18 protein-coding genes and 2 tRNA genes are annotated in these 21,023 nt (G+C 71.2%); 10 read left to right on the top strand and 10 right to left on the bottom strand.

Going from position 1 to position 21,023, the window contains the following annotated elements; genetic code table 11:
* Window positions 1–11 precede the first annotated feature (11 nt).
* Complete coding sequence (locus D7193_RS29895; protein WP_120782984.1) at window positions 12–755, bottom strand: SDR family oxidoreductase; 744 nt, start codon at window positions 753–755, stop codon at window positions 12–14.
* Window positions 756–888: 133 nt separating this feature from the next.
* On the opposite strand from D7193_RS29895, the gene D7193_RS29890 reads away from it, so the two are divergent.
* Window positions 889–1,641: a TetR/AcrR family transcriptional regulator gene (locus tag D7193_RS29890; protein ID WP_120782983.1), complete on the top strand. Its 753-nt coding sequence runs from the start codon at window positions 889–891 to the stop codon at window positions 1,639–1,641.
* A 6-nt stretch (window positions 1,642–1,647) separates the two neighbouring features.
* On the opposite strand, the gene D7193_RS29885 is transcribed toward D7193_RS29890, so the two are convergent.
* Window positions 1,648–2,733 (bottom strand): DNA glycosylase AlkZ-like family protein, encoded by a 1,086-nt coding sequence (locus D7193_RS29885; RefSeq protein WP_120782982.1) that lies wholly within the window; start codon window positions 2,731–2,733, stop codon window positions 1,648–1,650.
* A gap of 219 nt (window positions 2,734–2,952) precedes the next feature.
* On the opposite strand from D7193_RS29885, the gene D7193_RS29880 reads away from it, so the two are divergent.
* The gene (locus D7193_RS29880; protein WP_241563622.1) at window positions 2,953–3,891 is read left to right on the top strand and encodes a zinc metalloprotease; all 939 of its coding nucleotides are present in this window, start codon (window positions 2,953–2,955) and stop codon (window positions 3,889–3,891) included.
* Between the two features lie 195 nt (window positions 3,892–4,086).
* On the opposite strand, the gene D7193_RS29875 is transcribed toward D7193_RS29880, so the two are convergent.
* Window positions 4,087–6,345, bottom strand: coding sequence for a hypothetical protein (locus tag D7193_RS29875; protein WP_120782980.1), 2,259 nt, complete (start codon window positions 6,343–6,345; stop codon window positions 4,087–4,089).
* Window positions 6,346–6,451: 106 nt separating this feature from the next.
* Here D7193_RS29875 and D7193_RS29870 point away from each other — a divergent pair, with 106 nt between their 5' ends.
* The gene (locus tag D7193_RS29870) at window positions 6,452–6,688 is read left to right on the top strand and encodes a hypothetical protein (protein WP_147434475.1); all 237 of its coding nucleotides are present in this window, start codon (window positions 6,452–6,454) and stop codon (window positions 6,686–6,688) included.
* 194 nt (window positions 6,689–6,882) lie between these two features.
* On the opposite strand, the gene D7193_RS29865 is transcribed toward D7193_RS29870, so the two are convergent.
* The gene (locus D7193_RS29865) at window positions 6,883–7,350 is read right to left on the bottom strand and encodes a cupin domain-containing protein (RefSeq protein WP_120782978.1); all 468 of its coding nucleotides are present in this window, start codon (window positions 7,348–7,350) and stop codon (window positions 6,883–6,885) included.
* A 117-nt stretch (window positions 7,351–7,467) separates the two neighbouring features.
* Complete coding sequence (locus tag D7193_RS29860; protein ID WP_120782977.1) at window positions 7,468–8,946, bottom strand: aldehyde dehydrogenase family protein; 1,479 nt, start codon at window positions 8,944–8,946, stop codon at window positions 7,468–7,470.
* Window positions 8,947–9,075: 129 nt separating this feature from the next.
* Here D7193_RS29860 and D7193_RS29855 point away from each other — a divergent pair, with 129 nt between their 5' ends.
* Window positions 9,076–9,648, top strand: a complete 573-nt coding sequence (locus D7193_RS29855; RefSeq protein WP_120783033.1) for a TetR/AcrR family transcriptional regulator — start codon at window positions 9,076–9,078, stop codon at window positions 9,646–9,648.
* A 161-nt stretch (window positions 9,649–9,809) separates the two neighbouring features.
* On the opposite strand, the gene D7193_RS29850 is transcribed toward D7193_RS29855, so the two are convergent.
* Window positions 9,810–10,307 carry a pyridoxamine 5'-phosphate oxidase family protein gene (locus D7193_RS29850; RefSeq protein ID WP_120782976.1) on the bottom strand — a complete coding sequence of 166 codons (498 nt, stop codon included), beginning with the start codon at window positions 10,305–10,307 and terminating at the stop codon, window positions 9,810–9,812.
* A gap of 365 nt (window positions 10,308–10,672) precedes the next feature.
* Here D7193_RS29850 and D7193_RS29845 point away from each other — a divergent pair, with 365 nt between their 5' ends.
* From D7193_RS29845 to D7193_RS33805, 3 genes are all read left to right on the top strand, one after another.
* Window positions 10,673–10,996 (top strand): hypothetical protein, encoded by a 324-nt coding sequence (locus D7193_RS29845; protein WP_120782975.1) that lies wholly within the window; start codon window positions 10,673–10,675, stop codon window positions 10,994–10,996.
* Window positions 10,997–11,558: 562 nt separating this feature from the next.
* Window positions 11,559–11,939 (top strand): VOC family protein, encoded by a 381-nt coding sequence (locus tag D7193_RS29840; RefSeq protein WP_120782974.1) that lies wholly within the window; start codon window positions 11,559–11,561, stop codon window positions 11,937–11,939.
* 1,114 nt (window positions 11,940–13,053) lie between these two features.
* Complete coding sequence (locus D7193_RS33805; RefSeq protein ID WP_241563620.1) at window positions 13,054–13,695, top strand: hypothetical protein; 642 nt, start codon at window positions 13,054–13,056, stop codon at window positions 13,693–13,695.
* A 346-nt stretch (window positions 13,696–14,041) separates the two neighbouring features.
* On the opposite strand, the gene D7193_RS29830 is transcribed toward D7193_RS33805, so the two are convergent.
* Together D7193_RS29830 and D7193_RS29825 are read right to left on the bottom strand one after the other, a co-directional pair.
* Window positions 14,042–14,114 (bottom strand) — tRNA-Arg (locus D7193_RS29830).
* A gap of 35 nt (window positions 14,115–14,149) precedes the next feature.
* Window positions 14,150–14,240, bottom strand: a tRNA-Ser gene (locus D7193_RS29825).
* Between the two features lie 146 nt (window positions 14,241–14,386).
* On the opposite strand from D7193_RS29825, the gene D7193_RS34410 reads away from it, so the two are divergent.
* Complete coding sequence (locus D7193_RS34410; RefSeq protein WP_241563618.1) at window positions 14,387–16,117, top strand: hypothetical protein; 1,731 nt, start codon at window positions 14,387–14,389, stop codon at window positions 16,115–16,117.
* Window positions 16,118–16,136: 19 nt separating this feature from the next.
* On the opposite strand, the gene D7193_RS29815 is transcribed toward D7193_RS34410, so the two are convergent.
* Window positions 16,137–16,907 carry a CPBP family intramembrane glutamic endopeptidase gene (locus D7193_RS29815; RefSeq protein WP_120783030.1) on the bottom strand — a complete coding sequence of 257 codons (771 nt, stop codon included), beginning with the start codon at window positions 16,905–16,907 and terminating at the stop codon, window positions 16,137–16,139.
* A 209-nt stretch (window positions 16,908–17,116) separates the two neighbouring features.
* Here D7193_RS29815 and D7193_RS29810 point away from each other — a divergent pair, with 209 nt between their 5' ends.
* A complete protein-coding gene (locus tag D7193_RS29810; RefSeq protein WP_120782973.1) occupies window positions 17,117–18,232 on the top strand; it encodes a globin domain-containing protein in 1,116 nt (371 codons plus the stop codon).
* A 149-nt stretch (window positions 18,233–18,381) separates the two neighbouring features.
* Here D7193_RS29810 and D7193_RS29805 read toward each other — a convergent pair whose 3' ends face one another.
* Window positions 18,382–19,908, bottom strand: coding sequence for a peptide deformylase (locus D7193_RS29805; RefSeq protein WP_120782972.1), 1,527 nt, complete (start codon window positions 19,906–19,908; stop codon window positions 18,382–18,384).
* Window positions 19,909–20,230: 322 nt separating this feature from the next.
* Here D7193_RS29805 and D7193_RS29800 point away from each other — a divergent pair, with 322 nt between their 5' ends.
* Window positions 20,231–21,013, top strand: a complete 783-nt coding sequence (locus tag D7193_RS29800) for an IucA/IucC family C-terminal-domain containing protein (RefSeq protein ID WP_120782971.1) — start codon at window positions 20,231–20,233, stop codon at window positions 21,011–21,013.
* Window positions 21,014–21,023: the final 10 nt, after the last annotated feature.

The raw sequence follows: 21,023 nt of genomic DNA, 5'->3' as shown, positions 1-21,023 counted from the left end.
GGCGGGCTCGCTCAGCGGCCGGCCTGCATGGCGAAGACCGCGTCGTAGTCGCCCGTCACCTCGGCGAAGCGCTGCCGCTTGACCCGGTCGACCAGGATCTGCCGGGCGTCGGGCTGCGACTCGAGCAGGCTCATGGTCTCGGCGACGAAGTCGTCCAGGGGCAGGGCGCGCGGGTTGTTCTCGCTGTTCATGAGCGTCGTCCGCGTCAGCGGCGGGACCAGTTCGATGACCTGCACCGACGTCTCCCGCAGTTGCTCGCGCAGGCTCTCGGTGTAGGCGTGGACGGCGGCCTTGGTCGCGCTGTAGGTCGGCGTGATCGCCATCGGCACGTACGCCAGGCCGGACGTGACCGTGACGATCGCCGCCTCGGGCCGCCGTACGAGGACCGGCGCGAACGCGTCGACGAGCCGGATGGTGCCGAGCAGGTTGGTCTCGACCGTGCGCTCGGCGACGTCGAGCGAGCCCGGGTCGAGCACCTTCTCGGGGAGCATGATTCCGGACATCGTGACGACCACGTTGAGGTCCGGATGCTTCGCCGTCACGGTGGCGGCCAGCTGCCGGATCGAGGCGGGGTCGGTCACGTCGAAGACCTCGCCCTCGATGCCGGGGTGCTCGGCCGCGATCTCGTCGAGCAGCTCGCGGCGGCGGCCGGCGATGATGACCTTGTTGCCCGCCTCGTGGAGCCGGACCGCGAGGGCCCGGCCGATGCCGGAGGTGCCCCCGGCCATGAGGATCGTGTTGCCCTTGATGCGCATCTGTCGTCCTCCCCGAACGCCTTGGTGGATGCTCGACGCCAGCTGTTATCGCCGCTAACGCCGTATCGCAGATAACGATACGCCGTTGCCGGTGATAATTACTGCGCTAACAAGGCGCTGTTATCGTTGTCACGTGAGCGAGCGAGGCAGTGATCGAGGCAGCGAGCGGGTCGGTGAGCGCGGCACCGAACGCGGCGACGTGCGTCAACGGATACTCGACGCGGCCGCGACCCTGCTGGAGACGCAGGGCCGGGACGCGGTGACCACGCGGGCTGTGAGTGCGGCGGCCGGCGTCCAACCGCCCACGATCTACCGGCTGTTCACCGACATGCGCGGCCTGCTGGACGCGGTGACCTCCTCCGGTTTCGAGACCTACCTGCGGAACAAGCAGGATCAGGCCCTCACCGACGACCCGGTCCGCGACCTGCGCACCGGATGGGACCTGCACGTCCGGTTCGGCCTCGACCATCCCGCCCAGTACCTGCTGATGTACGGGCAGCCCGCCCCCGGGCACCGCACGGCCGCCGCCGAGCGGGCCATGCAGTGGCTGCGGATGCTCGTCGAGCGCGTCGCGGCGGCGGGCCGGCTGACGGTCAGCGCCGAGACGGCCGTACGCATGATCCACGCCGTCGGCACCGGGGTGACCCTCGGCCTCATCGGCACCCCGCCCGAGGAACGCGATCTCGACGTCTCCCGGCGGCTGCGCGAGGTGACGATCAACTCCGTCACCGGCGCGGCACCCACCGACGGGCGTGACCACGCCCAGCGCGCCGCCGGCCTGAAGGCCGTGCTCGACGGGGCGGCGGGCCTGCTCACGCCCGGCGAGCACGCCCTCCTGGGAGAGCTACTCGACCGGCTCGCCGACGCCGACACCCCGTCCCACTGACCGCCGCTAGACGCCGACGACCTCCAGGCCGAGCCATGCCGCGAGGTCCGCGATCTCGGCGCGGACCGCGGCGGTCGTGGTCTCGGTGAAGCGGACGTCCTCGTGGACGGCGTTGACGACCAGGGTGCCGGCGCGGCGGTCGACCGTCGCGTCCAGCTTGCCGACGAGCTGGTCACCGTGGAGGACGGGAAGGGCGAAGTAGCCCCACCGGCGTTTGTCCTGCGGCTTGTACATCTCCAGGATGTACTCGAAGCCGAAGAGCTGCTCGGTGCGGACGCGGTCGTGGATCAGCCGGTCGAATGGTGACAGCAGGGCGGTGCGCCCCTCGAACGGCAGGCCGACGTACGCCGGATGCACCCGCCACGTGCCCGGCGTGCCCTCGACCACGGCCTCCTCACCGGCGTCACCGACGTACGGCGGCTCGCCCGGTAGCTGCGGGCCGGCGGACCGGGCGATGCCCAGCGCCGCGAGCCGGCGCTCGTTGCGGAGGCGGACCGCCGTGTCGAGGTCGACGACGGGCAGGTCGGCGGGATAGACCCGCTCGGGCAAATCCCAGTAGCGCTGCCGCCCTTTGCGGCCGGAGATCGCCACCTGCCCGCGCAGGGCCATGGCCTCCAGCATCTTGGTGACGTTCCGGTTGTTGGTCCACCCCGACGACGGCCAGGGCACGACGCTCGTGTCCGGGATGTCGCGGGAGAGCAGCGGCCCCGCCTTCTCCAGCAGCGCCAGGATGTCGCGGCGGAACGGCTCGTTGTCCCGAAGCCACGCCCCGATGGTGGGGTGCAGAGGCGCGTCGCGGACCTCGGCGATCACGGCGGGCAGGTCGCGGGGGGACCGGATGTACGCGACCGTCTCGACGAGCCTGCGGTCGCTCTCGACGGCCCGGGTCAGCTCGGTCGGATCGTAGGTCGAGCCGAGCCGGCTCCACAGGACGAGGTCGGCGCTCGGCGCGATGGCCGCCGTGGGGTCGATCTGCAGGATCGTCAGGCGCTCGACGACGGCGACGAGATCGGTCGGGCGCGGCGCGTCGAGCGCCTGCGCGTGGATCGCGATCCGACGGGCCTCGTCCTTGGTCAGCCGGTGGGGGGCCATGCCGCCGACCCTAACGCCGCTCCGGCCCGGCGGCCCACACCGAATCCGTGGATCCCGACCGGGGCGATGGCCTCGTGTAACGCCTCGGGCTGCGGCATCGCCCTGTACCGATGGAGGGATCTCGTCGCCGGCCGAGCACCGGCCTCTTCGTCCATCCGGCCCTTGTCTCCATCCCCAGGCGTGAGAGGTGCAACGATGCGCAGGAGACCCACTTTCCAATTGGCGGTTCTGACCGCCACCGCCGCGACGTTCCTCGCGGCCGGCGGGGCGTCCGGGGCGATGGCCTCGGCAGCGCCCGAGACCGCCTCCCCCGGTGTCGTGGCCTGCGAGCCGGGTGCCGACGGGCACAGCGGCGCGCGGGTGACCGAGGACGCCACCGCGAAGGAACCGGAGCTGTACTCGAAGAACGAGGCGAACGCCTACGGCGTCATCAAGGATTCGCCACGCCTGCCCAACGGCAGCGTCACCGTGCCCACGGTCTTCCACATGATCTCCGACCACGCCCTGAGCGCGGCCGAGAAGGCCCGGTGGAACACCCTGATCGCGGCGCAGATGACGGTGCTCAACGACTCGTACGCGGGCCGCACCGCGCCGGACGCCTCCGACACGCCGTTCCGGTTCTCGCTCGTCGAGACCACCTGGACGGTGAACAGCGACTGGTACACGGTCGTGCCGGGCAAGAACGAGCGCGACATGAAGAAGGCGCTCTACACCGGCGACTCCCGCACCCTGAACGTGTACGCCGCGAACATCGGCGGTGGGCTCCTCGGCTGGGCGTACTTCCCGAAGGACTACAACGACGGCCGCGACTACATCGACGGCGTGGTGATGCTCGACGAGTCGATGCCGGGCGGGACGGCGGGCAAGTACGCTCTGGGCGACACGCTGACGCACGAGGTCGGGCACTGGCTGATGCTGGAGCACACCTTCGCGCACGGGTGCTCCGCCTCCGGCGACTTCGTGGCCGACACCCCGCGGGAGGCCGCACCGCAGTTCGACTGCCCGGTGGGCGCGGACACCTGCACGGCACCGGGGCTGGACCCGATCCACAACTTCATGGACTACACGCAGGACTCCTGCATGAACATGTTCACGCCGGGTCAGGCGGACCGGATGAGCGACGCCTGGGTGGCGTTCCGCGCCGGTGGCGCCGGCTGACCAGGCACCGGTAGGCCACGACGGGGGTGACGAGCCGTGAAGGCGGCTCGTTACCCCCCCCGGGTCTCGCCCGGCCGCATCGATCACCGGATCGACCCCGGATCCGCGGCGGAGCGCCGGTCCGAGGCGGGGCGGTGTCCCCGCCGGTCACCGTGCGGCCCGGCGACCCGTCCCGCAGTCCCACCCCGACGTGCCTCAGCCGGCCGGCGGACCGTGCCCCGGAGGACGGATCTGGTCGGTGAGCTCCCGCAGGGCGGCCTGGTACTCCGGTTGGGTGTGGTACGGCCAGTGACGCTCGACCGGCGGCGGCACCGTGTCCGCCGGGTCGACGGTCACGGCGCGGGGATCGCGGAGCCGGACGTCGACGGCCTGGGTGGCCGGGGCGTCGCACGGGTAGGGAGGTTCCCGGCGCCGGGCGAAGACGGGCCCCCCGATCGGGTCGGTGTCGCGCCAGAGGTTGCGCCAGCGCCAGTCGAGTCGTTTCCCGAGCTCACACAGGGTCTGCTGACCGAGGTAGGCGGGGTAGAGGCGGGCGTAGATGCGGTGCAGCGGACTGCCGTAGCTCAGCAGCGCGACCCGGGACAGCGCGGCGGACGGCAGCTGCAGGACGGTGGCGGCGGCGAGGACGGACCCGTGGCTGTGCCCGGAGATCACCACCGGGCCCCGCGCGGCGAGGGCGGACACCCGCTTGGCCAGCTCGGGCACGGCCCGGGCGGCGTAGCAGGGTGGCGCGAACGGGTGGACGGTGCGGGGCCAGAAGGTGCCAAGGTCCCACAGGACCGCCACGAGCCGCCGGGTCTCGGCGGACCGGTAGGCACGGAAACCGACGATCAGCAGCCCGATGACGAGCAGGCTGATGATCCAGATGCCGGCGTCGGTGACGTACGCCGCGAGCACCGCGGTGCCGCGGCTGTGCCCGCTGATCTGGGCGGCGATCTGGGTGGGGCCGACCCCCACCAGGTCGAGCACGACGGCGGCCAGGCCGAGCGAGGAGATCACGAAGAACGCGACCAGGACGGGGCCGAGTTCCTCGGTCACGTGCGACCTGGCGATGGTGTCCCGGACCGCGCCGAGCCGGGACCGCGCGGCGGCGGGGGCGTCCGGATAGTCCTCCTCGATGACCCGTTGGGCGCGGGCCCGCCGTCTTCGGCGGCTGGCCAGCAGCGTGACGGCGGCGGCCACGGTGACGAACAGCAGTGCGGTGAGCCCGGCGAGGGCGGCCCACCAGTACGTGACCGGCGGCTCCAGCGGGCCGAGAGCCGGCGGGTTCGGCCGGAACGGGTCGGGGATGCGCCCGCGGTCGAGCTGGTCGGCGACCCGGAAGACCAGGGTGGCGGTGAACGCGGACGCGACGCTGACCGACAGCGCGGCCACGAGCGGGGTGCCGAGCCCGTACAGGAACGGGCGGGCTCCGGCCGGGTGTGCCCGCTGCCGCGCGAGGGTGAGGACGGCGATCAGCACGAGCAGGAGGCCCTGCGCCGCCACGAGGCCGGCGACGCTGCCCTCGTACCCGGGCAGCTGCCCGACGGTGCTCCGGACCCCGCCGGTGGACGCGGCGTAGCTGATGGTCAGGACGGTGACCGCGGCGGCGGTCGCCCAGAGCAGGCGGAGGAAGCGCCGGGCCCGTACGGATCCCGCCGGCACCGGCAGGCAGAGCAGCACCACGCAGAACGCCACCAGCCCGACGGCGGCGTACAGCAGCAGCCGACCGGCCAGATTCCACCCGTCGGAGACGCCCATGAGCAGGCTGATGTCGACCGTGCCGGCGCCCAGCCCGACGTGGATGTGCCGCAGCCAGGAGGTGACCCGCGCGTCGTCCCAGAAACCGGGCGTGCTGAGGTTCTCGGTCGCCTCCGAGGACGGCGGCTGCGGCGCCGAGGCGCCGAACCCCTCGAAGGCGCGCGCCGACCGGGCGCCGATCGACCAGAACAGCCGCAGCGAGAGCAGCGGGACCAACGCCAGCACGGCCAGGCGGGGGGCCACCGGCAGCGCGGCCAGCCACGACAGGTACGGGCGGTCCTCCCGGCACTGGACGTACGGCACGCACTGCCAGCCCACCAGGTTCATCGTGGCGCCGACGATCGCCAGGGTGAACGACATGGTGAGGGAACCGGCCAGCAGCCGACACAGCCCGCCGAGCAGACCGAACCGGTCGGCGGACGACGGGCGCAGCCAGATCGCCACGTTGCTCAGCATGAACGGCAACAGCAGCAGCATCGAGGCCGTACGCACCGCCGCGCCCGCGGTCAGAGCCCCCCAGCGGTACGCCTCGACGGCCACCCCCGCCGTGGCGCCGCCGGCCGTGCCGACTCCCGGCCGCACCCGGTAGAACCCGGCGTGGCGGTCGCCGGCCACGCGCGCCGTGATGGGGTGGTCGAGGATCTTCTCCGCCGACGCGCCCGACACCCCGTGCACACGCAGCTCGACGGGTTCGCCGCCGTCGTCTGTTTCCACGCCGACAGATTCACAAACCGGGACGATTCGCGTCCGGCGGATCACGATCTTCCCCATGGGCGTTGGACGGATTCAACCTCTGGCCAGAGGGGGTCATCCTGAGGCGGTGACTCACCCCGTGCCCGCACATCCCTCTCAGTCGTCCCTCGGCCGTGACGTCCTCGTGAACGTCGTCGCGAACCTCGTGGCCGCCGGGATCATCTACCTCTTGGCTGCCGCCGCTGGCTACATCCAGGAAAAGCCCGTGGTAACCGGGTTCGTCCTGGCGTTCCTGGTGGCAGTGGTGCCGGCGGCAGCTGTTCAAGCACTGACAACGCGGCTGGCTGCGCGACGAGCCGAGTAAGGGGGCGTCTCGGCTTCCCGAAACTGCCCCTCACCTGTGCGCGCCTGACGGGACTCAGATCTGACCGATCGGCGGGGCCGATCTCACGGGTGTCTCAGGAACGAGCGGGCTCGTCGAGGTCACTGCTGGGCCGGGTGCGGCGCGTAGTACGGCGGTGGGGGCCTTCCGCTGCGTGGCGGTGGGGCGTACGGGGGTCAGCGGGGCGGGCCGAGCACAACGTTGCCGGCGAGTTCGGCCGCTTCGGCGAGCAACTGCCTGCTGATCTCGAACCCGTCGGGCCGCAGGTTGCTCAGGTCGCGTCCGGCGTGGCGGAACATCTTCTCCAGGCCGCCCGGCGTGGCGATGACCAGCAGGTCGGCACGGTCGGAGGTGATCCGGTAGCCGTGGGGAATGTTGCGCGGCAGGTAGACGATGCCGCCTTCTTCCAGCTCGTGGCGTTCGTCGCCGGCCCACACCAGCGCGGAGCCCTTCAGCAGGAGAAACACCTCGTCCTCGCGGGTGTGCAGGTGGAACGGCGGTGCTTCGTCCTTCGGGACGTCGAAGCGGCCGACACTCAGCGCGCCACCGGTCGCGGCGCTGTCGAGCAGGACGCTGTAGGTGCCGCCGTCGAGCCATTCGAGCTTCTGCTGCTGCTCGCGCTGGGCCAGGTACGGGATGGTCATGGCCACCTCCAAAGATTTCTGTCGCCACTTGTCGAGGTTCCGCGGAGGGCGAGCGCCGCTCGCTCTCCGCGGAGCACGGCAGGCCACCGCGTGCGGGCATACGCGCTGGCCGGTGCCTCACGCCGAGCGCGGTGCGGCACTCGCGTACGTCTTGAGGTTCTGGAACTCGGTGATGGCCGCCGGCCCACAGAGCACCCCGTAACCGCTCTGCTTGACTCCGCCCTGCTCGAAGTGCTCGGTCAGCAGACCCCAGGTGTTGACCCAGATGGCGCCGAAGCGCAGGTCGCGTCCGACCTGACGGGCCCGGATGTCGTTGCCGGTGAACACCGACGCGGCCAGCCCGAACTCGGTGGCGTTCGCCCGGCGGATGGCGTCGGCCTCGTCCTCGAAGACCTCGAAGGTCTGGACCGGGCCGAACAGCTCCTGCTGCACCAGCGGGACGTCGAGTTCCTCCACCTCGAGCAGCGCGGGACGGAAGAACGCGCCGCGGGCCAGCTCGGGTTCGGTCACGGGCCCACCTCGGACGATGACTGTGGCGTACGAGGTGGCGTCCTGGATGAAGCGGTCGAGCCGGGCTACCGCGTCCTTGTTGATCAGCGGCCCGAGCTGGCTGGAGGGGTCTTCCGCAGGTCCGACCTTGACCGCCTCGAGCGCGCTGGCCAGACGAGTACGCAGCTCGTCCGCGATGCCGCGCTGAACCAGCACCCGCGCCCCGGTGCAGCAGAACTGTCCGTTCATCATGATGGAGGAGGCCACCAGCTGGGGGACCACCATGTCCAGGTCGACGTCGTCGAAGACGATCAGCGGAGCCTTGCCACCCAGTTCGAGGCCGAGCCGCTTGAGCGTCGGCCCGGCCGCGGCGGCGATGCTGCGGCCAACCTGGGTGCTGCCGGTGTAGTTGACCACGTCGACGCCGGGCGAGGCGACGAGCAGCGGCGCGACCTCGTTGCCGGCCTCGGTGAGGATGTTGACCACGCCCGCGGGCAGCGACGTCGTGGCGGCGACGGCCTCGGCGAACAGCGCGTTGGTCAACGCGGTCTGCCCGGGCATCTTCACCACCGTCGTGCAGCCGGCGCCGAGCGCCGGCCCGAGGGCCCGCACCAGCAGGATCACTGGTGAGTTCCACGGGGTGATGATGCCGGCGACTCCCATCGGCTCCGGCGCGGAGTAGAAGTACATGCCGGGCTCGGGCTCGGCGGCCCGGCCGGCGACCTGGGTGAGCGCGGATGCGGCGCTGTAGCGCAGGCTGTCGACCGAGAGCTTCACCTCCCAGGTCGTCTGGTCGAGCAGCTTGCCGTTTTCCTGCATCAGGGTCCGGGCCAAGGTCGGAACGCGCTCGGCAAGCCGGTCGGCCAGCTCGTAGAGCGCCCGGGCCCGCAGCGCCGCGCTGCGGGACCAGTCCGTGGTGTCGAACGCGGTTCGGGCGGCGGCGATCGCGGCTTCTCCCTCGGCGCGGCCCGCGGAGTAGAACGTGCCGACAACGTCGCCGGTGGAGGGGTTGACGGACTCGTGTACCGAACCGGCGTCACTCCACTTCCCGTCGATCAGATTACGTACGGGCGTGGAGAGGGTGCTGCTGGCCGTGCTGGTCGACATGGTCGTCCTTTCGATGGAACGGAGAGCGTTTCAGATGACGCTGTCACCTCTATGAGTCTGGGAGCACTCGGATGACTTTGTCAACCGGGTCAGATGACTTTGTCATCGGGACGAAGTAGAGTGGTTGGCGTGACCAGCCGTGCCGAATCCGCTGCCGCCAGCCGACGTGCCCTGATCGACGCGGCCACCGACCTGCTCGACCTCGGTGGTCTGGAGGCGGTGACAATGCGCGCGGTGGGGGCGCGCGCCGGCATGACCCGTGGCGCGCCGTATCGGCACTTCCCAGACAAGGAGGGCTTGCTGATCGCGGTCGGGACGCAGGCGTGGGACCGACTCGAGAAGCAGGTGCGGGCATTACGCGCGGATTCGAGCCTCTCCCCGGCCGAGAAGCTGCGCGGCGTCCTCACCGCGCTCATCACCATCGGCCGCAGTCAGCCCCACCTGTACCAGTTGATGTTCAGCAATCCGACCGGTGATCCGGATGCCATGGTCCGCGCGGGCCAGCGCAGCCACGACGAGTTTCTGGCGATCGTCGCCGCCCTGGTGGGCGAGCACGATGCCGGGCGATATGGAGCCCTGCTCATAGGCAGCGCGGCCGGGATCACCGGCATGGAGGTCGATGGCCAGCTCGGCGACAAGTGGGGCACCTCCGCCGAAGAGCTCGTCGATACCCTCGTGGCCATGGTCGCCAACTCGCGCTAGGCCGCCGTAACTCCGCCCCCGGCGTCATCGCTTCTCCGGCCGGACCATCTTCGCCCGACCCCGACGCCGCCTCATGACCTGCTCACCTTCACCGGATTCCCGCCCAGCCACCGGAAGAAGATCTGGTCGGCCAGCCCCTCTCCATCCTTGAGTTGATCGGTTCAGGCGCGCTGACGCTCGGCCCGCTGCCGGATCAGCTCCTCGACCGCAGAGGGAAGGGTCGTCTCGAAGTCGATGAGTTTGACCCACGTCGGGGTGATGACGATCCGGACCATGCCGTCGTAGAGCGAGCGGACCTCGGCCTCCCACTCGACGCGCTGCTCGGGGGTCATCGTGTAGCTGCCGTTCATCTGCAGGTACTCCTCCGGGATGCCGTCCACCACGGCCAGCTCCGCTCGACCGCGGATGAGCAGGATCTTCGGCGGGTGCACCTCGGTGTCGATCGTCAGCGCGACCTCGGGGTTGCGCCGCAGGGAGGGCAGCTTCGGGGCGTTCTTCGAGGTGCAGACGACGATCTCCGAGCCGTTCCAGGTGAACGCGATCGGGATGTTGCGCGGGGTGCCGTCCTTGGCCACATAGGCCATGCGGAGCAGGTCACGAGCCAGGAGTTCCTGGCTGATCGGGAGGTTCAGGATCGCGGTGATCTCGTTCGGCTGCATGGTGGTCGCTCCTTCGTCGATGTCGTCGCGGCCCGTTCGGCTGCTCGTACCCCTGGACGGAGCCGCCCGTGCGTTCTCGACATGCACGGCGCAGCCTGTGGAGGCAAGGGCCGCCGACGCCGCCCATCGCGCCGACCACTTCGCATACGGCAGCGGAAGACCCGTCGCGTCCCCGGGCAGGGCCGCAAGGTCAAGGGCGGCGACGAGGTGTTCGGGCCGCCCCGCACCCCCCGGGAAAGAGGGACGCCGGGCGGAAGCATCACCGACCCCCGCTTCGCACCACGGTTACTGGCCCGCGGCTGGCCCGTCACGGACACCGGCTTGCGCCGAGGGCGACTGTCAGCGACCTGTGCCAAGATCGGCCGATGCACAAGATCCCAGGCTATGAAAACGACCCCTTGGTCGATGGGGCGTATCTGGTGGACGAGCCCCTTTTCTGGGCGACTCACTTGTTGCAATACACCGGCGGCGTCGAAGAGCCGCTGTGCGCGGGATTCGGGGTCAGCGAGGCCGACCTGTGGCAGTTCTACAAACGGGCCAGCGATGAGCGTCAGTGGCCGGTGTTGTCAGTTTCGCTCTCTGCCGGGCACCTGCTCCATGTCATCTACCGCAACTTTCCCGAGGACAACGGGTACGACTACGTGCTGCACCATCCCGAGTGGGATTCGATGTCCTCGCTGCGATGTTGACCGCCTGCGGCGCGACTGGAGATACCAGGGCGCTGGCCCGCACCCTCCTTGAGAAGCAGGGTCGCTGGGGTCCGCAAAAATGGACGTCGACTCCGGGCGGGCGGATCAGCGAGTTCAGGCACGCGTTCCGCCGCCCCGGGGCTATGTCGCCAGACACGTTGGCTCAGGCCAGCTCAGTACTCAGGTCCGAGGGTGACGCTTGACAACCGCGCTGCCGCAGCGGATCTCCTCGTCGAGCAGTCGCCAGGAGGAGGCGGAGACGAAGCTTGTCGAGATCCGCAAGCCGGTCCCGCGGCTCGTCTGGCTACGTTCGTCCCCTGGCTCCCATCCGTGGCTCCCAAGCCGGGCCCTCACGTGGCGCCTCTAGGGTGTGTCTCAAAGTCAGTTGCCCTACCGCGCGACCTACGGCCCTCGCCTGGCAGCCCGGCCAGTCGAGGGCCTGGAACCACCTCGCCCCTGCTCGCCTCGCCCGGTACGGTCGCGAAATGTTCTCACTGCGGGAGCCCATGAGACGCGCGTGTGGCCACACCGGCAGTTCCCACCCTGAGAGTAGGTTTCGTCAATGGCATGCCGTATCGGCGAGCTCGTGCTCAAGTGCCGCGACCCCGAGGTGCTGGCGCGATTCTGGTGCGAGGTCCTGGACTTCATTGAGCTCGATCGCGAAGCGGAGGGCTGCATCGAGATAGGCCCGCGCGAAGGGTTCGGCGGCCCGCAGCCGACGATCTTCCTCATCCGCAGCGACGAGCCGAAGAACGGGCATGCCCGGCTGCACATCGACGTCAACCCCACCGACCGCGATCAGGACGCCGAGCTCGAACGCCTCCTGGCCGCCGGGGCCAAACTCGTCGACATCGGTCAGCCCGCGGAGGCGTCCTGGCACGTCCTCGCCGATCCCGAAGGCAACGAGTTCTGCCTGCTCAAGCGCCGCCTCGCCCCACTCTGACGGCCCTTGTCGGCAAACGAGGGCTGTAGCCGTTCAAGCGGATCTCCTCAGTGGTGCCCGACGAGGAGATCCGCGGCCGATCTTCTGAGGAGGGGGGCCGGGGTTCGGGGCGGAATCCCGAGGTGTTCAAGGTCCGTCGTCCCTCAATGTCTCCGGCCGGCCCGGCCGATGCCGGCCGGAGGTCGCCAGCAGGCCGGGGCCGGGCCGGCTCGGCCTGCTCGACTACGCGGACACGGTCAGGTTGCACCTGGGTCGGGGGCTGGGCCGCAAGACGTTGACCGAGTTGCCGGTCTCGGACTGCGACCTGCTCTGGAGACGAAGCCGGATCCCAGCTACAGCGCCGACAGCGTACGGATCATGCGGACCGTGTTACCGCCGCTCCGCTGCGGAGGCCATGTGCCGTGGGCTGTTCGGGCAGTGAGGGCACGTGGCTCCCACGGTTTCCAGGCGCTGACCTTGGCGGAAACGAAAAACCCCCGAACCTGCCGTTTTGGCTGGTCGGGGGCCTTCTCCTGCTCTGCGCGCCCGAAGGGACTCGAACCCCTAACCTTCTGATCCGTAGGAGCGTCCAAGGTTGGCCGCTTCCCCGGTCGCCTCGTCGGCGAGCCTGCGCCGATGTTCACGCGGTGGCGGCCAGTTGCGTCCCGCTGGGGTCAGCCGTCCATCCCCCGAAGCGGCTGCCAGCTCCACCCGTCGAGCTTGGAGAGCACCAAGCGGACCGCGAGGTCCTTGACGGAAAGGTCAAGCCTGACCCCCTTCCGGTACTGCTCTATCTCCTCCAAGGGTTCGCCGGTCCACGCCTCTCCACGTGTCGCCGGACGATCACAGCCATCCACCACGCAAGCCAGCATCAAACGATGATCCCTCACCTTCGACGCAGAATGGCAGCTTGGGAATTGTCGATCTCCGGCAGGCCGCGGGCTTGGCGGCGTGGTCTCGGCAGTCTCTCGTGGCCTCGGCTGGCCCTTGTTGTCCTCGCCCAATGGCACGCTAATGGCACGCCGGGCTGCTTCCCTCGACCTATGTGCGCGTAGTCGAAGTGGTGGCCTACAGACCCGGCCTCGTGGATACCGACCATGGCGGGCCCGGCGGGTGGCCGAGGAGTGGAGCAGGCATGTCGACCGAACCGGAACCGGGCCTCGCGCCCGAGGACGCGAGACCCAGCAAGACCAAGGTGAATCCCATCATGACGGGTTCCATGGAGGTCACCAAGGACGGGCGAAGCTGGCGAATCGGTACGGCCGGCGACATCGCCTGGATCGCGGGCAAAATCACGGAAGGCTTCTCGATCACCACAGCGATACCGCCGGTGTTCGACGCCTACGCCACCTTCTACCCGCCCGACGGCGTGAGTGTCCAAGCCCATGAACGCGCTGTGATCGACGTACTCACCCAGCACACCCCTGACCAGCCCTGGTGGCTGGGCTATCTCGACACGGGCGCCCACGACATCGTCTTCCCCCTCGCTCCGAAGGTGTCCCTCTACTGGAAATGGCCCTATGTGCTGGTCGAAGCAGGACCCGAACAAGCCCTCACCTGGCGGACCGGCCACATGCGCGCCGGACAAGGATCGTTGCCCGATCTGTTCTTCCCTGCAAATCACTCCTGGCTCGTCTCCGCCCTCTGGGACGAGCGATGGACCGACATCGGCGGCACGGCCGCCCTGATTACCGCCCTGCACCGCAATCCGCTGCTCAACGCTCGCCGGGTCGGGACCGACGAAGACGCCCTTCCGCCAGGACTCACGCGCGACTAGGACCAACAGGTTCGCAGCTTCAGTTTGGAAGAGCGTGATCTGCCGCCCGTGATGCCCAGAACGCCTGCTCGCAGGCGCGGCCGAACTGACCGCTCGTGCCCGGTCAGGACCGTGAGCGGACAGGGTTACTGGCCCGTGGACGGCCCGGCCCTCCTGCCTGTCGCCGCTCTGCCCCCGCCCCCACCGTCACCAAGTCGATCTACGTGGAGGCGAGCCGGCGGGTGCAGCAGGACGCGGTGGACCGCCTCGGGTTCCTCTTCGACGCGTAGGCGTAGGGGTCAGCCGTGGGGGTCAACACGATCAAGGGCCGGTCTCCCGTGTTGGGAAACCGGCCCTTGACCTGCTGCGCGCCCGAAGGGACTCGAACCCCTAACCTTCTGATCCGTAGTCAGATGCTCTATCCGTTGAGCTACGGGCGCTGGTGCTCAGCCAGCCTACACGACCGACTTTCGCGCGGAGACTCCGGGATTCGAACCCGGGAGGGGCTTTAAAACCCCAACCGCATTAGCAGTGCGGCGCCATAGACCAGACTAGGCGAAGTCTCCCTGGTGACCGGCAGGCCACCGCGCCCGAGGATACAGGTCTCCACCCACCCCGAGCAAAGCGACTTCGCCATCCCCTCGCGCCACGTGTCCACCCCGCCCTTCCGCCCCGCTGTGCACGGGCGTGATCGGGACTACGCTCCATCGATATGCAGGAGCAGCCCCCGAGCGAGCCGACCCGCCGCGAGCCTGCTGACGGCCGCCGGCGGCGCTCCCCGAAGGCCACCTTCACCCCTCCCGCCGACCCGGCGCCGGCCCCCGATCCGGCTCCGCCGTCGTCCGGAACCGCCCGGCGCACCCGCCGCGTGAAGGCCGCCCCGGCCGTCCTCTTCCAGCCGCCCGCGGAGCCGGAGAGCCCGCCGGCCGACCGGGAGCGGACAGGGCCGGGTTCCGCGATCCAGGACGCATCCCGTGCCCTGCCCCGCCAGTCGGTCCGAGCGCCGGCGGCGGGCGACGCGACGGCACCCGTCGAGGCCGCTCCTCACGCGCCCGCGCCCGTCGAGGCGGCCGCAGCCCTTCCCGAGACGCCGGCTCGCGACAAGATGCCGGCACGCGACGAGGGGGCGCCGCGCGACGAGTGGGCGGCGCACGACGAAACGGCGGCGCACGACGAAACGGCGGCGCACGACGAAACACCTGCACGCGACGAGGGGGCGGCGCGCGCCGAGGGGCGGCAGGCGACCGTCCCGGCGGCGACCACGGAAGCGGACGAGGCGGCAACCACGGCCACGAACGAGGCCGCGGCCACGCCGACAACCTTGCTCGGGACGACACGCGTCGCGGAACCCGCGGCAGAGCACACGCCGGAGGAGCCGGTGGTGGAGAAACCGGCCAGGAAGGCCGCGACCAGGCAGGCCGCGGTCAAGAAGGCCACCCCGACCAAGGCGGCCACCGCCGCGGGGAAAGCCACCCCGACCAAGACCACCGCCGTGGAGAACACCACCCCGGCCACCGCCACCGCTGCGGAGAAGACCACCCCGGCCAAGGCCACCGCCGCCAGAAAGGCCACCCCGACCAGGACCACGCCGAGGAAGGCCGCCCCGCCGACCAAGATCGCGCCGGGCAAGGCCGCCCCGCCGGCCAAGACCGCGCCGGGCAAGGTCACACGGCCCAGGGCCACGCCGGCCCAGACGGTCCCGGTGACCAAGGCCACCCCCGCCGCCGACCCCGCGCCCGAGACGAACGCACCGGCCCCGGCAGCAGCCGTACCGGCGAAGCCGGAGCTACGGGCGATCACCGTACGAATGCTCGATCATCCCGGCTTCGCCCCGGAACTGCTGGCGCTGGCCGCTGTGGAGGCGCTCGGCCCGACGGCTCGGGGCTGGGCCGACCGGATGCGCACGGCGTACCCCGAGGCGACACCGGACGGCCTGGCCCGGCTCGCGACCCGGCGGTTCGTACGGTTGGCCGGCGTGGGCGGGGCGGGCGCGGCGCTGGCGGGTGTCTTCGCGCCGGTGGCCGAGCTGGCGGCCGTGCTCTGGACGCAGGCCAACCTGGTGCTGCACCTGGCCGCCGCGTACGGGCGGGATCCGGCCCACCCGGACCGGGCCGTCGAGCTGCTGGTGCTCGCGCAGGTGCACCCGGACGCGGCGAGTGCGCGTACCGCTCTGGAGGCGGCGCTGGCGGCGGACGGGCCTGGCGAGGCGCCGTGGCCGCGCGCGGCGGAGGCGGCGTGGCGGCTCGCGGCGCCGCTCGCCGCGCAGGCCGGCGGCTGGCTGGCGTTGCGGCTGGCGTCCCGGCTGCTGCCGGGCGCGGCGGTGCTCGCCGCGGCGGCCGGTGACACGGCGGCCGCCGAGCGCCTCGCCGCCCGGGCCGTGGCGGCCTACCGGCCGGCCCAGAACGGCCCCGGCGGCCCGGTCAACGGTCCCGCGACGAGTTGATCACGCGACGGCGGCCGCGTCACAGCCAGTCGAACCAGGCCTTCGGCAGCAGCGCGTACCCCACGAAGGCGACCACGTCGAGCAGCGTGTGGGCGACGACCAGGGGCATCACCCGGCGGGTACGCAGGTAGAAGAGGCTGAACACGACGCCCATCACGGCGTTGCCGAGGAACGCGCCGAAGCCCTGGTAGAGGTGGTAGGAACCGCGCAGCAGGGCGCTCGCCGCGACGACCGCGCCGAGCCGCCACTGGAGCTGGCGCAGCCGGGTGACCAGGTAGCCGACCACGATCACCTCCTCCAGCACGGCGTTCTGCACGGCGGCGAGGATGAGCACCGGCACCGCCCACCAGACCGGAGGCAACGCGGCCGGCACGAGGGTGGCGTTGATGCCGAGCTGGGCCGCCGCCCAGAACAGCGCGAGCCCGGGCAGCCCGATCAGCGCCGCGAGGCCGGCGCCGCGGGCCAGGTCCGACCCGGGCCGCCGGGCGTCCAGGCCGAGCGTCCGCGCCGGGTCGCCGGGGTCCCGGCTCAGCAGGTGTACGGCGAGCAGCACGGGCAGCAGCGCGAAGACGATCCCGAGCAGCTGGTACGTGAGGTCCAGGTACGGCCGCGCGGACGCGGACGTGTTCAGCGCCGCCGTCTGCTTGGACAGCCCTCCCTGGGCGGTCAGCTTCGCGATGATCGACACGACGGCGTAGACCGCGGACTGGCCGAGGGAGAGACCGAGGACCAGCAGCGTCTCGGTGCCCAGCATCCGGCGGGAGACCGGGCGGGTGAGCTCAAGGGTCACCGCACCACTCTGCCCGACGGGAGTGCCCGGCGGCACCGTCGTACGACTGACCGGCGGCTCCCGCCCACCGCCGGCCGGCGGACCGGCGGCCCGGTTCCGCACCGTCGAACAAGCCTCGTGAGCCGGTCGCACATTCTGTGCGACCGGTGGACACGCTCCGTGGAGATTCTGTGGACGCCCCATTCGCCGTACGGAGCTGGAGCGTTCCTGTGGAGAACTTCGCGCGGTTGCTGAAGGAGAGCTGGACCCTCGTCGAGGAGCACCGGGACCGGTTGAGCAGCCACTTCTACGCCCGGCTGTTCCTGCTCGACCCCGACCTGCGGCAGCTCTTCCCGGTGCAGATGACCGGGCAGGGTGACCGGCTCCTCGAAGCGATCATCACGGCGATCCACACGGTGGGCGACCCGGAGAGCTTCGACGAGTTCCTCCGGGCGCTGGGCCGCGACCACCGCAAGTACCACGTCGAGGCGGAGAACTACGCCACGATGGGTGTCGCGCTGCTGGACGCGCTGCGGAGCACCACGGGCGACGGCTGGAACCTGGAGTACGACCAGGCCTGGCGGGACGCGTACGCAGCGATCTCGGAAAAGATGCTGGCCGGGGCGGCGGCCGACGACAACCCGCCGTTCTGGCACGCGGAGGTGCTGACCCACGAGCGGTACGGCCCGGACACCGCCGTGCTGACCGTCCGCGCCCTCCAGCACCCGCTGCCGTGGAAGGCGGGCCAGTACCTGAGCCTGGAGGTGCCCCGCCACCACCCGCGGGTGTGGCGGACGTACTCGGTGGCGAACGCCCCGAACGAGGACAACGTGCTGGAGTTCCACGTCCGGGCCCCGGGCGCCGGCTGGGTCTCCGGTGCGCTGGTGCGCCGGACGAAGCCCGGCGACCTCATCCGGCTGGCCGCGCCGATGGGCTCGATGACGCTGGACCGCGCCTCCGAGCGGGACATTCTCTGCGTGGCCGGCGGGGTGGGGCTGGCCCCCGTGAAGGCGCTGGTCGAAGAGCTGGCGAGCTACAACCGGACCCGGTGGGTGCACGTGTTCTACGGCGCGAGCCGGGAGGCCGACCTGTACGGGCTCGCCCAGCTCCAGGAACTGGTCGCCGCGCACCCGTGGCTGTCGGTCACCCCGGCGTGCAGCGAGGACCCGGACTTCGACGGCGAGCAGGGGGACATCTCGGACGTGCTCGGCCGGTACGGGCCGTGGACGGCACACGACTGCTACGTCTCCGGCTCGGCGCCCATGGTCCGGTCGACCCTGCGGGTGCTCGCCGCGGACGACGTCCCGCCCCCACACATCCGGTACGACACGTTCGGCGAGATCTGACGACTTTTCTCCCCCCATCCGGGGCGCGTGCCCCTGCCCCCTGGGGCACGCGCCCCGGCCCCCGCTCGGCCTGCGACCGGTCGGCCCCCGCTCGGCCCCGCCCGGCCCGGGCCGGCCTGGGACCCGCCGGCGGGTCGCGAGCCGGTACCTCAGTACCGCCAGGGCTGGCCGCTCTCGCGGTACTCCTCCACTGGGACGAGCGGCACGCCGGGCGTCATGCGGTCGACGTACAGCCGCCCCTCCAGGTGGTCGATCTCGTGCGCCACCAGCCGGGCCATGCCGTACTCGAACGACGTGATGATCCGGCTGCCGTCCCACTGGGCGTGTTCCACGTCGACGCGCAGCGGGCGGGGCACCAACCCGCGGTGGTCGAAGAAGGAGAGGCAGCCCTCGTACTGCTCGTCGCTGTCCGGTGAGACGTCGACCACCCGCGGGTTGAGCAGCACCACCGGTTCGGCGGTCCGGTCGGGTGGGCGGACCACGGCCACGGTCCGGCCGACGCCGAGCTGCGGCGCTGCGATGCCGACACCCTTGCTGAACGGGTGCAGCTCGTCGAGGCGGACGAGGGCCGCGCAGAGCCGGTCGACCACGTCCCGCGCCGCGGTCACCTCGGCGGGCAGGTCGAACGGGCGGGCCGGCTGGCGCAGCAGGTCGTCGCCGCGCTGTACGACCCCCGCGGCCCGCATGCGGTCGCTCGGGCGGATCCGGCCGTCGGGCACGGTGTCGTGGTCGGGCTCGGGGCGACCCCGGAACCGCCACTGCATCCGGTAGCGGGCGTTGAGCGGCGGGTCGTCGGTCTGCCAGTCGAAGACCGCGCGGTCACCCTCGTCGTGCCGCTGCACGGGGGTGCGCAGCGGCCCCTCCTCCGCCGAGAGCGAGGTCTCCGCGCCCCAGACCTGCGGGTCGAGGGCCACCGGCAGGTCGAGGCGTACGGCCAGGTGGCGGGTGGGTAGCCGGACGGCCCGCTGGAACCATGGTCCCCACTTCTCCGCGCCGACCCGGTACGCGTACTCGATGGTGGCCCGGTCGCCGGGGTAGAGCGGGAAACGCCGGTCGCCGTTCTCGAAGAGCAGCCAGATCTCCTTGAACGCGTCCCGGTCGTGCTTCGCCCGCCAGTGCATGGGTTCGCGCTCGCCGGCGCCGTCGTCGCGGTACGCCCGCAGCTGCAGCTCGGCGAAGGTGAGTGGGTGTTCCCGGTGGTGGCGGTTGGAGCGGCCCGGGTCGTTGGGGTAGCGGTCCACCGCGACCCGGACCAGGTAGCGGGTGACCGGCTCGGTGCCCGCGTTGTACAGCTCCCGCCGGATCACGCACCGGTAGCCCTCGTCGGTGAAGGTCAGGGTGGCGAGTTCCCGTTCCACCACGAGCCCGGTGCCGGGTGGCAGCCACTGCCCGGGCAGCGGCAGCTCCCGCTGGGGTTGCCCGTTGCGGGCGTGCCGCACGTCGTCGTACTCCCGAAAGCGCTGCCAGATCGCGCCGCCGGCCTCCAGGACGGCCTCGGCCCGCCGGGCGAAGTCCTCGGTCGGGCGGTGTCGCCGCCCCTCGACGTGGCTGACGTACGACGGGTCGAAGCCCATGAGCACGGCCAACTGTTTCTTGGACAGTCCCCGTGCGGTCCGTTGACGGGCGAGTTCGACGGCGAAGGAGTCGGCAGCACGATCGAGGGGTGAGGTGGTCATCGGCTTCCTCGTGGCCGGGAGTATCAGTTTCACGTTCCGTGGCCGAACGCACACGGAAACTGCCACCTTGCCGACACTCTGCTTGACAACCGACCGACGGCCATCGATCCTGCGGCGCGCGTCCGCGCAGGCCGGGAGTTTTTCGGACCTCGCCGGGGGTACTACGCCACGGCGCGGAGCACCGCTTCCGCGAGGTCGGGAGTGACACAGACCTCCCGGTCCCGGCGCAGGTCGGCCCTTCCTCAGACCGGCGGACTGTGGTTAGGCTAGCCTTAGCTCAACGGCCACGTTGAGGACGGGGGATGATCGAGTGACAGCGGTGATGCCGGGGCGGGATCTCGCCGCCACGCCGCTGGCTCCGGTCACCGCGGCGCTGCGCGCGATGTTCGGCACCGACGACGTCCCCGGCCTCGCGCCCGGCCTGGTGGTCACCGACGAGTTCGGGTGGTCCCCCGCGACCACGCTGGTCGACGGCACCCGGCTGCCGGAGTTCCTGCACTCGGCCAGTGTCCGCTGGCGTGGCACCCCGCACGCCTGCGCGGCGCTGGCCTGGAAGTCGTACAGCTACTGGAACGCACTCCCGATCGTCCTGGGCTGGGCCTCGGCCCGCCGGGTGCCGCTCGCCGGCGCGTCCGACGTGCTGATCCACTTCGAGGACCACCGGCCGCTGGTCACCCTCGGGCTGCGCCGCTCGACCACCGTCGCGGTGCTGCCGAGCGACCCGCTGGCCCTGACCGGCGACCCGGCGGTACGGGTCGTCGCCGACGAGGCCGAGCTGCTCGCCGCGCTGCGCGCCTCGCTGCTGGACGCCCACCTGGCGCCGATGATCAAGGCGATCCAGGCGGAGGTGCGGATCGGCACCCGCACCCTGCTCGGCTCGGTGGCGTCGGGCATCGCGAACGGCATCCTGCGCGCCGCGGACGGGCTGCCCGGCTCCTCGGCGGAGACCATCGACACCCTGCTCGGCGCCCTCGACCTGCGGGACCTGATCGAGCTGACGCCCGGCCCCGCCGGCGAGCCGACCGTGCAGCGGCGCACCTGCTGCCTCGCGTTCACCCTGCCCCAGCCGAAGGTCTGCCAGGGCTGCTGCGTCCGCCAGGGCTGAGCCGCAGCCA

Origin of the sequence: Micromonospora costi (genome assembly GCF_003626655.1) — a bacterium.
Taxonomy (GTDB): Bacteria; Actinomycetota; Actinomycetes; order Mycobacteriales; family Micromonosporaceae; genus Micromonospora; species Micromonospora costi.
The sequence above is the reverse complement of the archived record's forward strand: the minus strand, read 5'-3'. Positions and strand labels throughout refer to the sequence as shown.

What these genes read in the sequence shown, in the direction of transcription:
- D7193_RS29860 (WP_120782977.1), bottom strand. Translation starts at nt 8,946, where the DNA reads ATGTCGACCAGCACGGCCAGCAGCACCCTCTCCACGCCCGTACGTAAT.
- D7193_RS29805 (WP_120782972.1), bottom strand. Translation starts at nt 19,908, where the DNA reads ATGACCACCTCACCCCTCGATCGTGCTGCCGACTCCTTCGCCGTCGAA.
- D7193_RS33805 (WP_241563620.1), top strand. Translation starts at nt 13,054, where the DNA reads ATGTCGACCGAACCGGAACCGGGCCTCGCGCCCGAGGACGCGAGACCC.
- D7193_RS29865 (WP_120782978.1), bottom strand. Translation starts at nt 7,350, where the DNA reads ATGACCATCCCGTACCTGGCCCAGCGCGAGCAGCAGCAGAAGCTCGAA.
- D7193_RS29885 (WP_120782982.1), bottom strand. Translation starts at nt 2,733, where the DNA reads ATGGCCCCCCACCGGCTGACCAAGGACGAGGCCCGTCGGATCGCGATC.
- D7193_RS34410 (WP_241563618.1), top strand. Translation starts at nt 14,387, where the DNA reads ATGCAGGAGCAGCCCCCGAGCGAGCCGACCCGCCGCGAGCCTGCTGAC.
- D7193_RS29850 (WP_120782976.1), bottom strand. Translation starts at nt 10,307, where the DNA reads ATGCAGCCGAACGAGATCACCGCGATCCTGAACCTCCCGATCAGCCAG.
- D7193_RS29895 (WP_120782984.1), bottom strand. Translation starts at nt 755, where the DNA reads ATGCGCATCAAGGGCAACACGATCCTCATGGCCGGGGGCACCTCCGGC.
- D7193_RS29840 (WP_120782974.1), top strand. Translation starts at nt 11,559, where the DNA reads ATGGCATGCCGTATCGGCGAGCTCGTGCTCAAGTGCCGCGACCCCGAG.
- D7193_RS29845 (WP_120782975.1), top strand. Translation starts at nt 10,673, where the DNA reads ATGCACAAGATCCCAGGCTATGAAAACGACCCCTTGGTCGATGGGGCG.
- D7193_RS29800 (WP_120782971.1), top strand. Translation starts at nt 20,231, where the DNA reads ATGCCGGGGCGGGATCTCGCCGCCACGCCGCTGGCTCCGGTCACCGCG.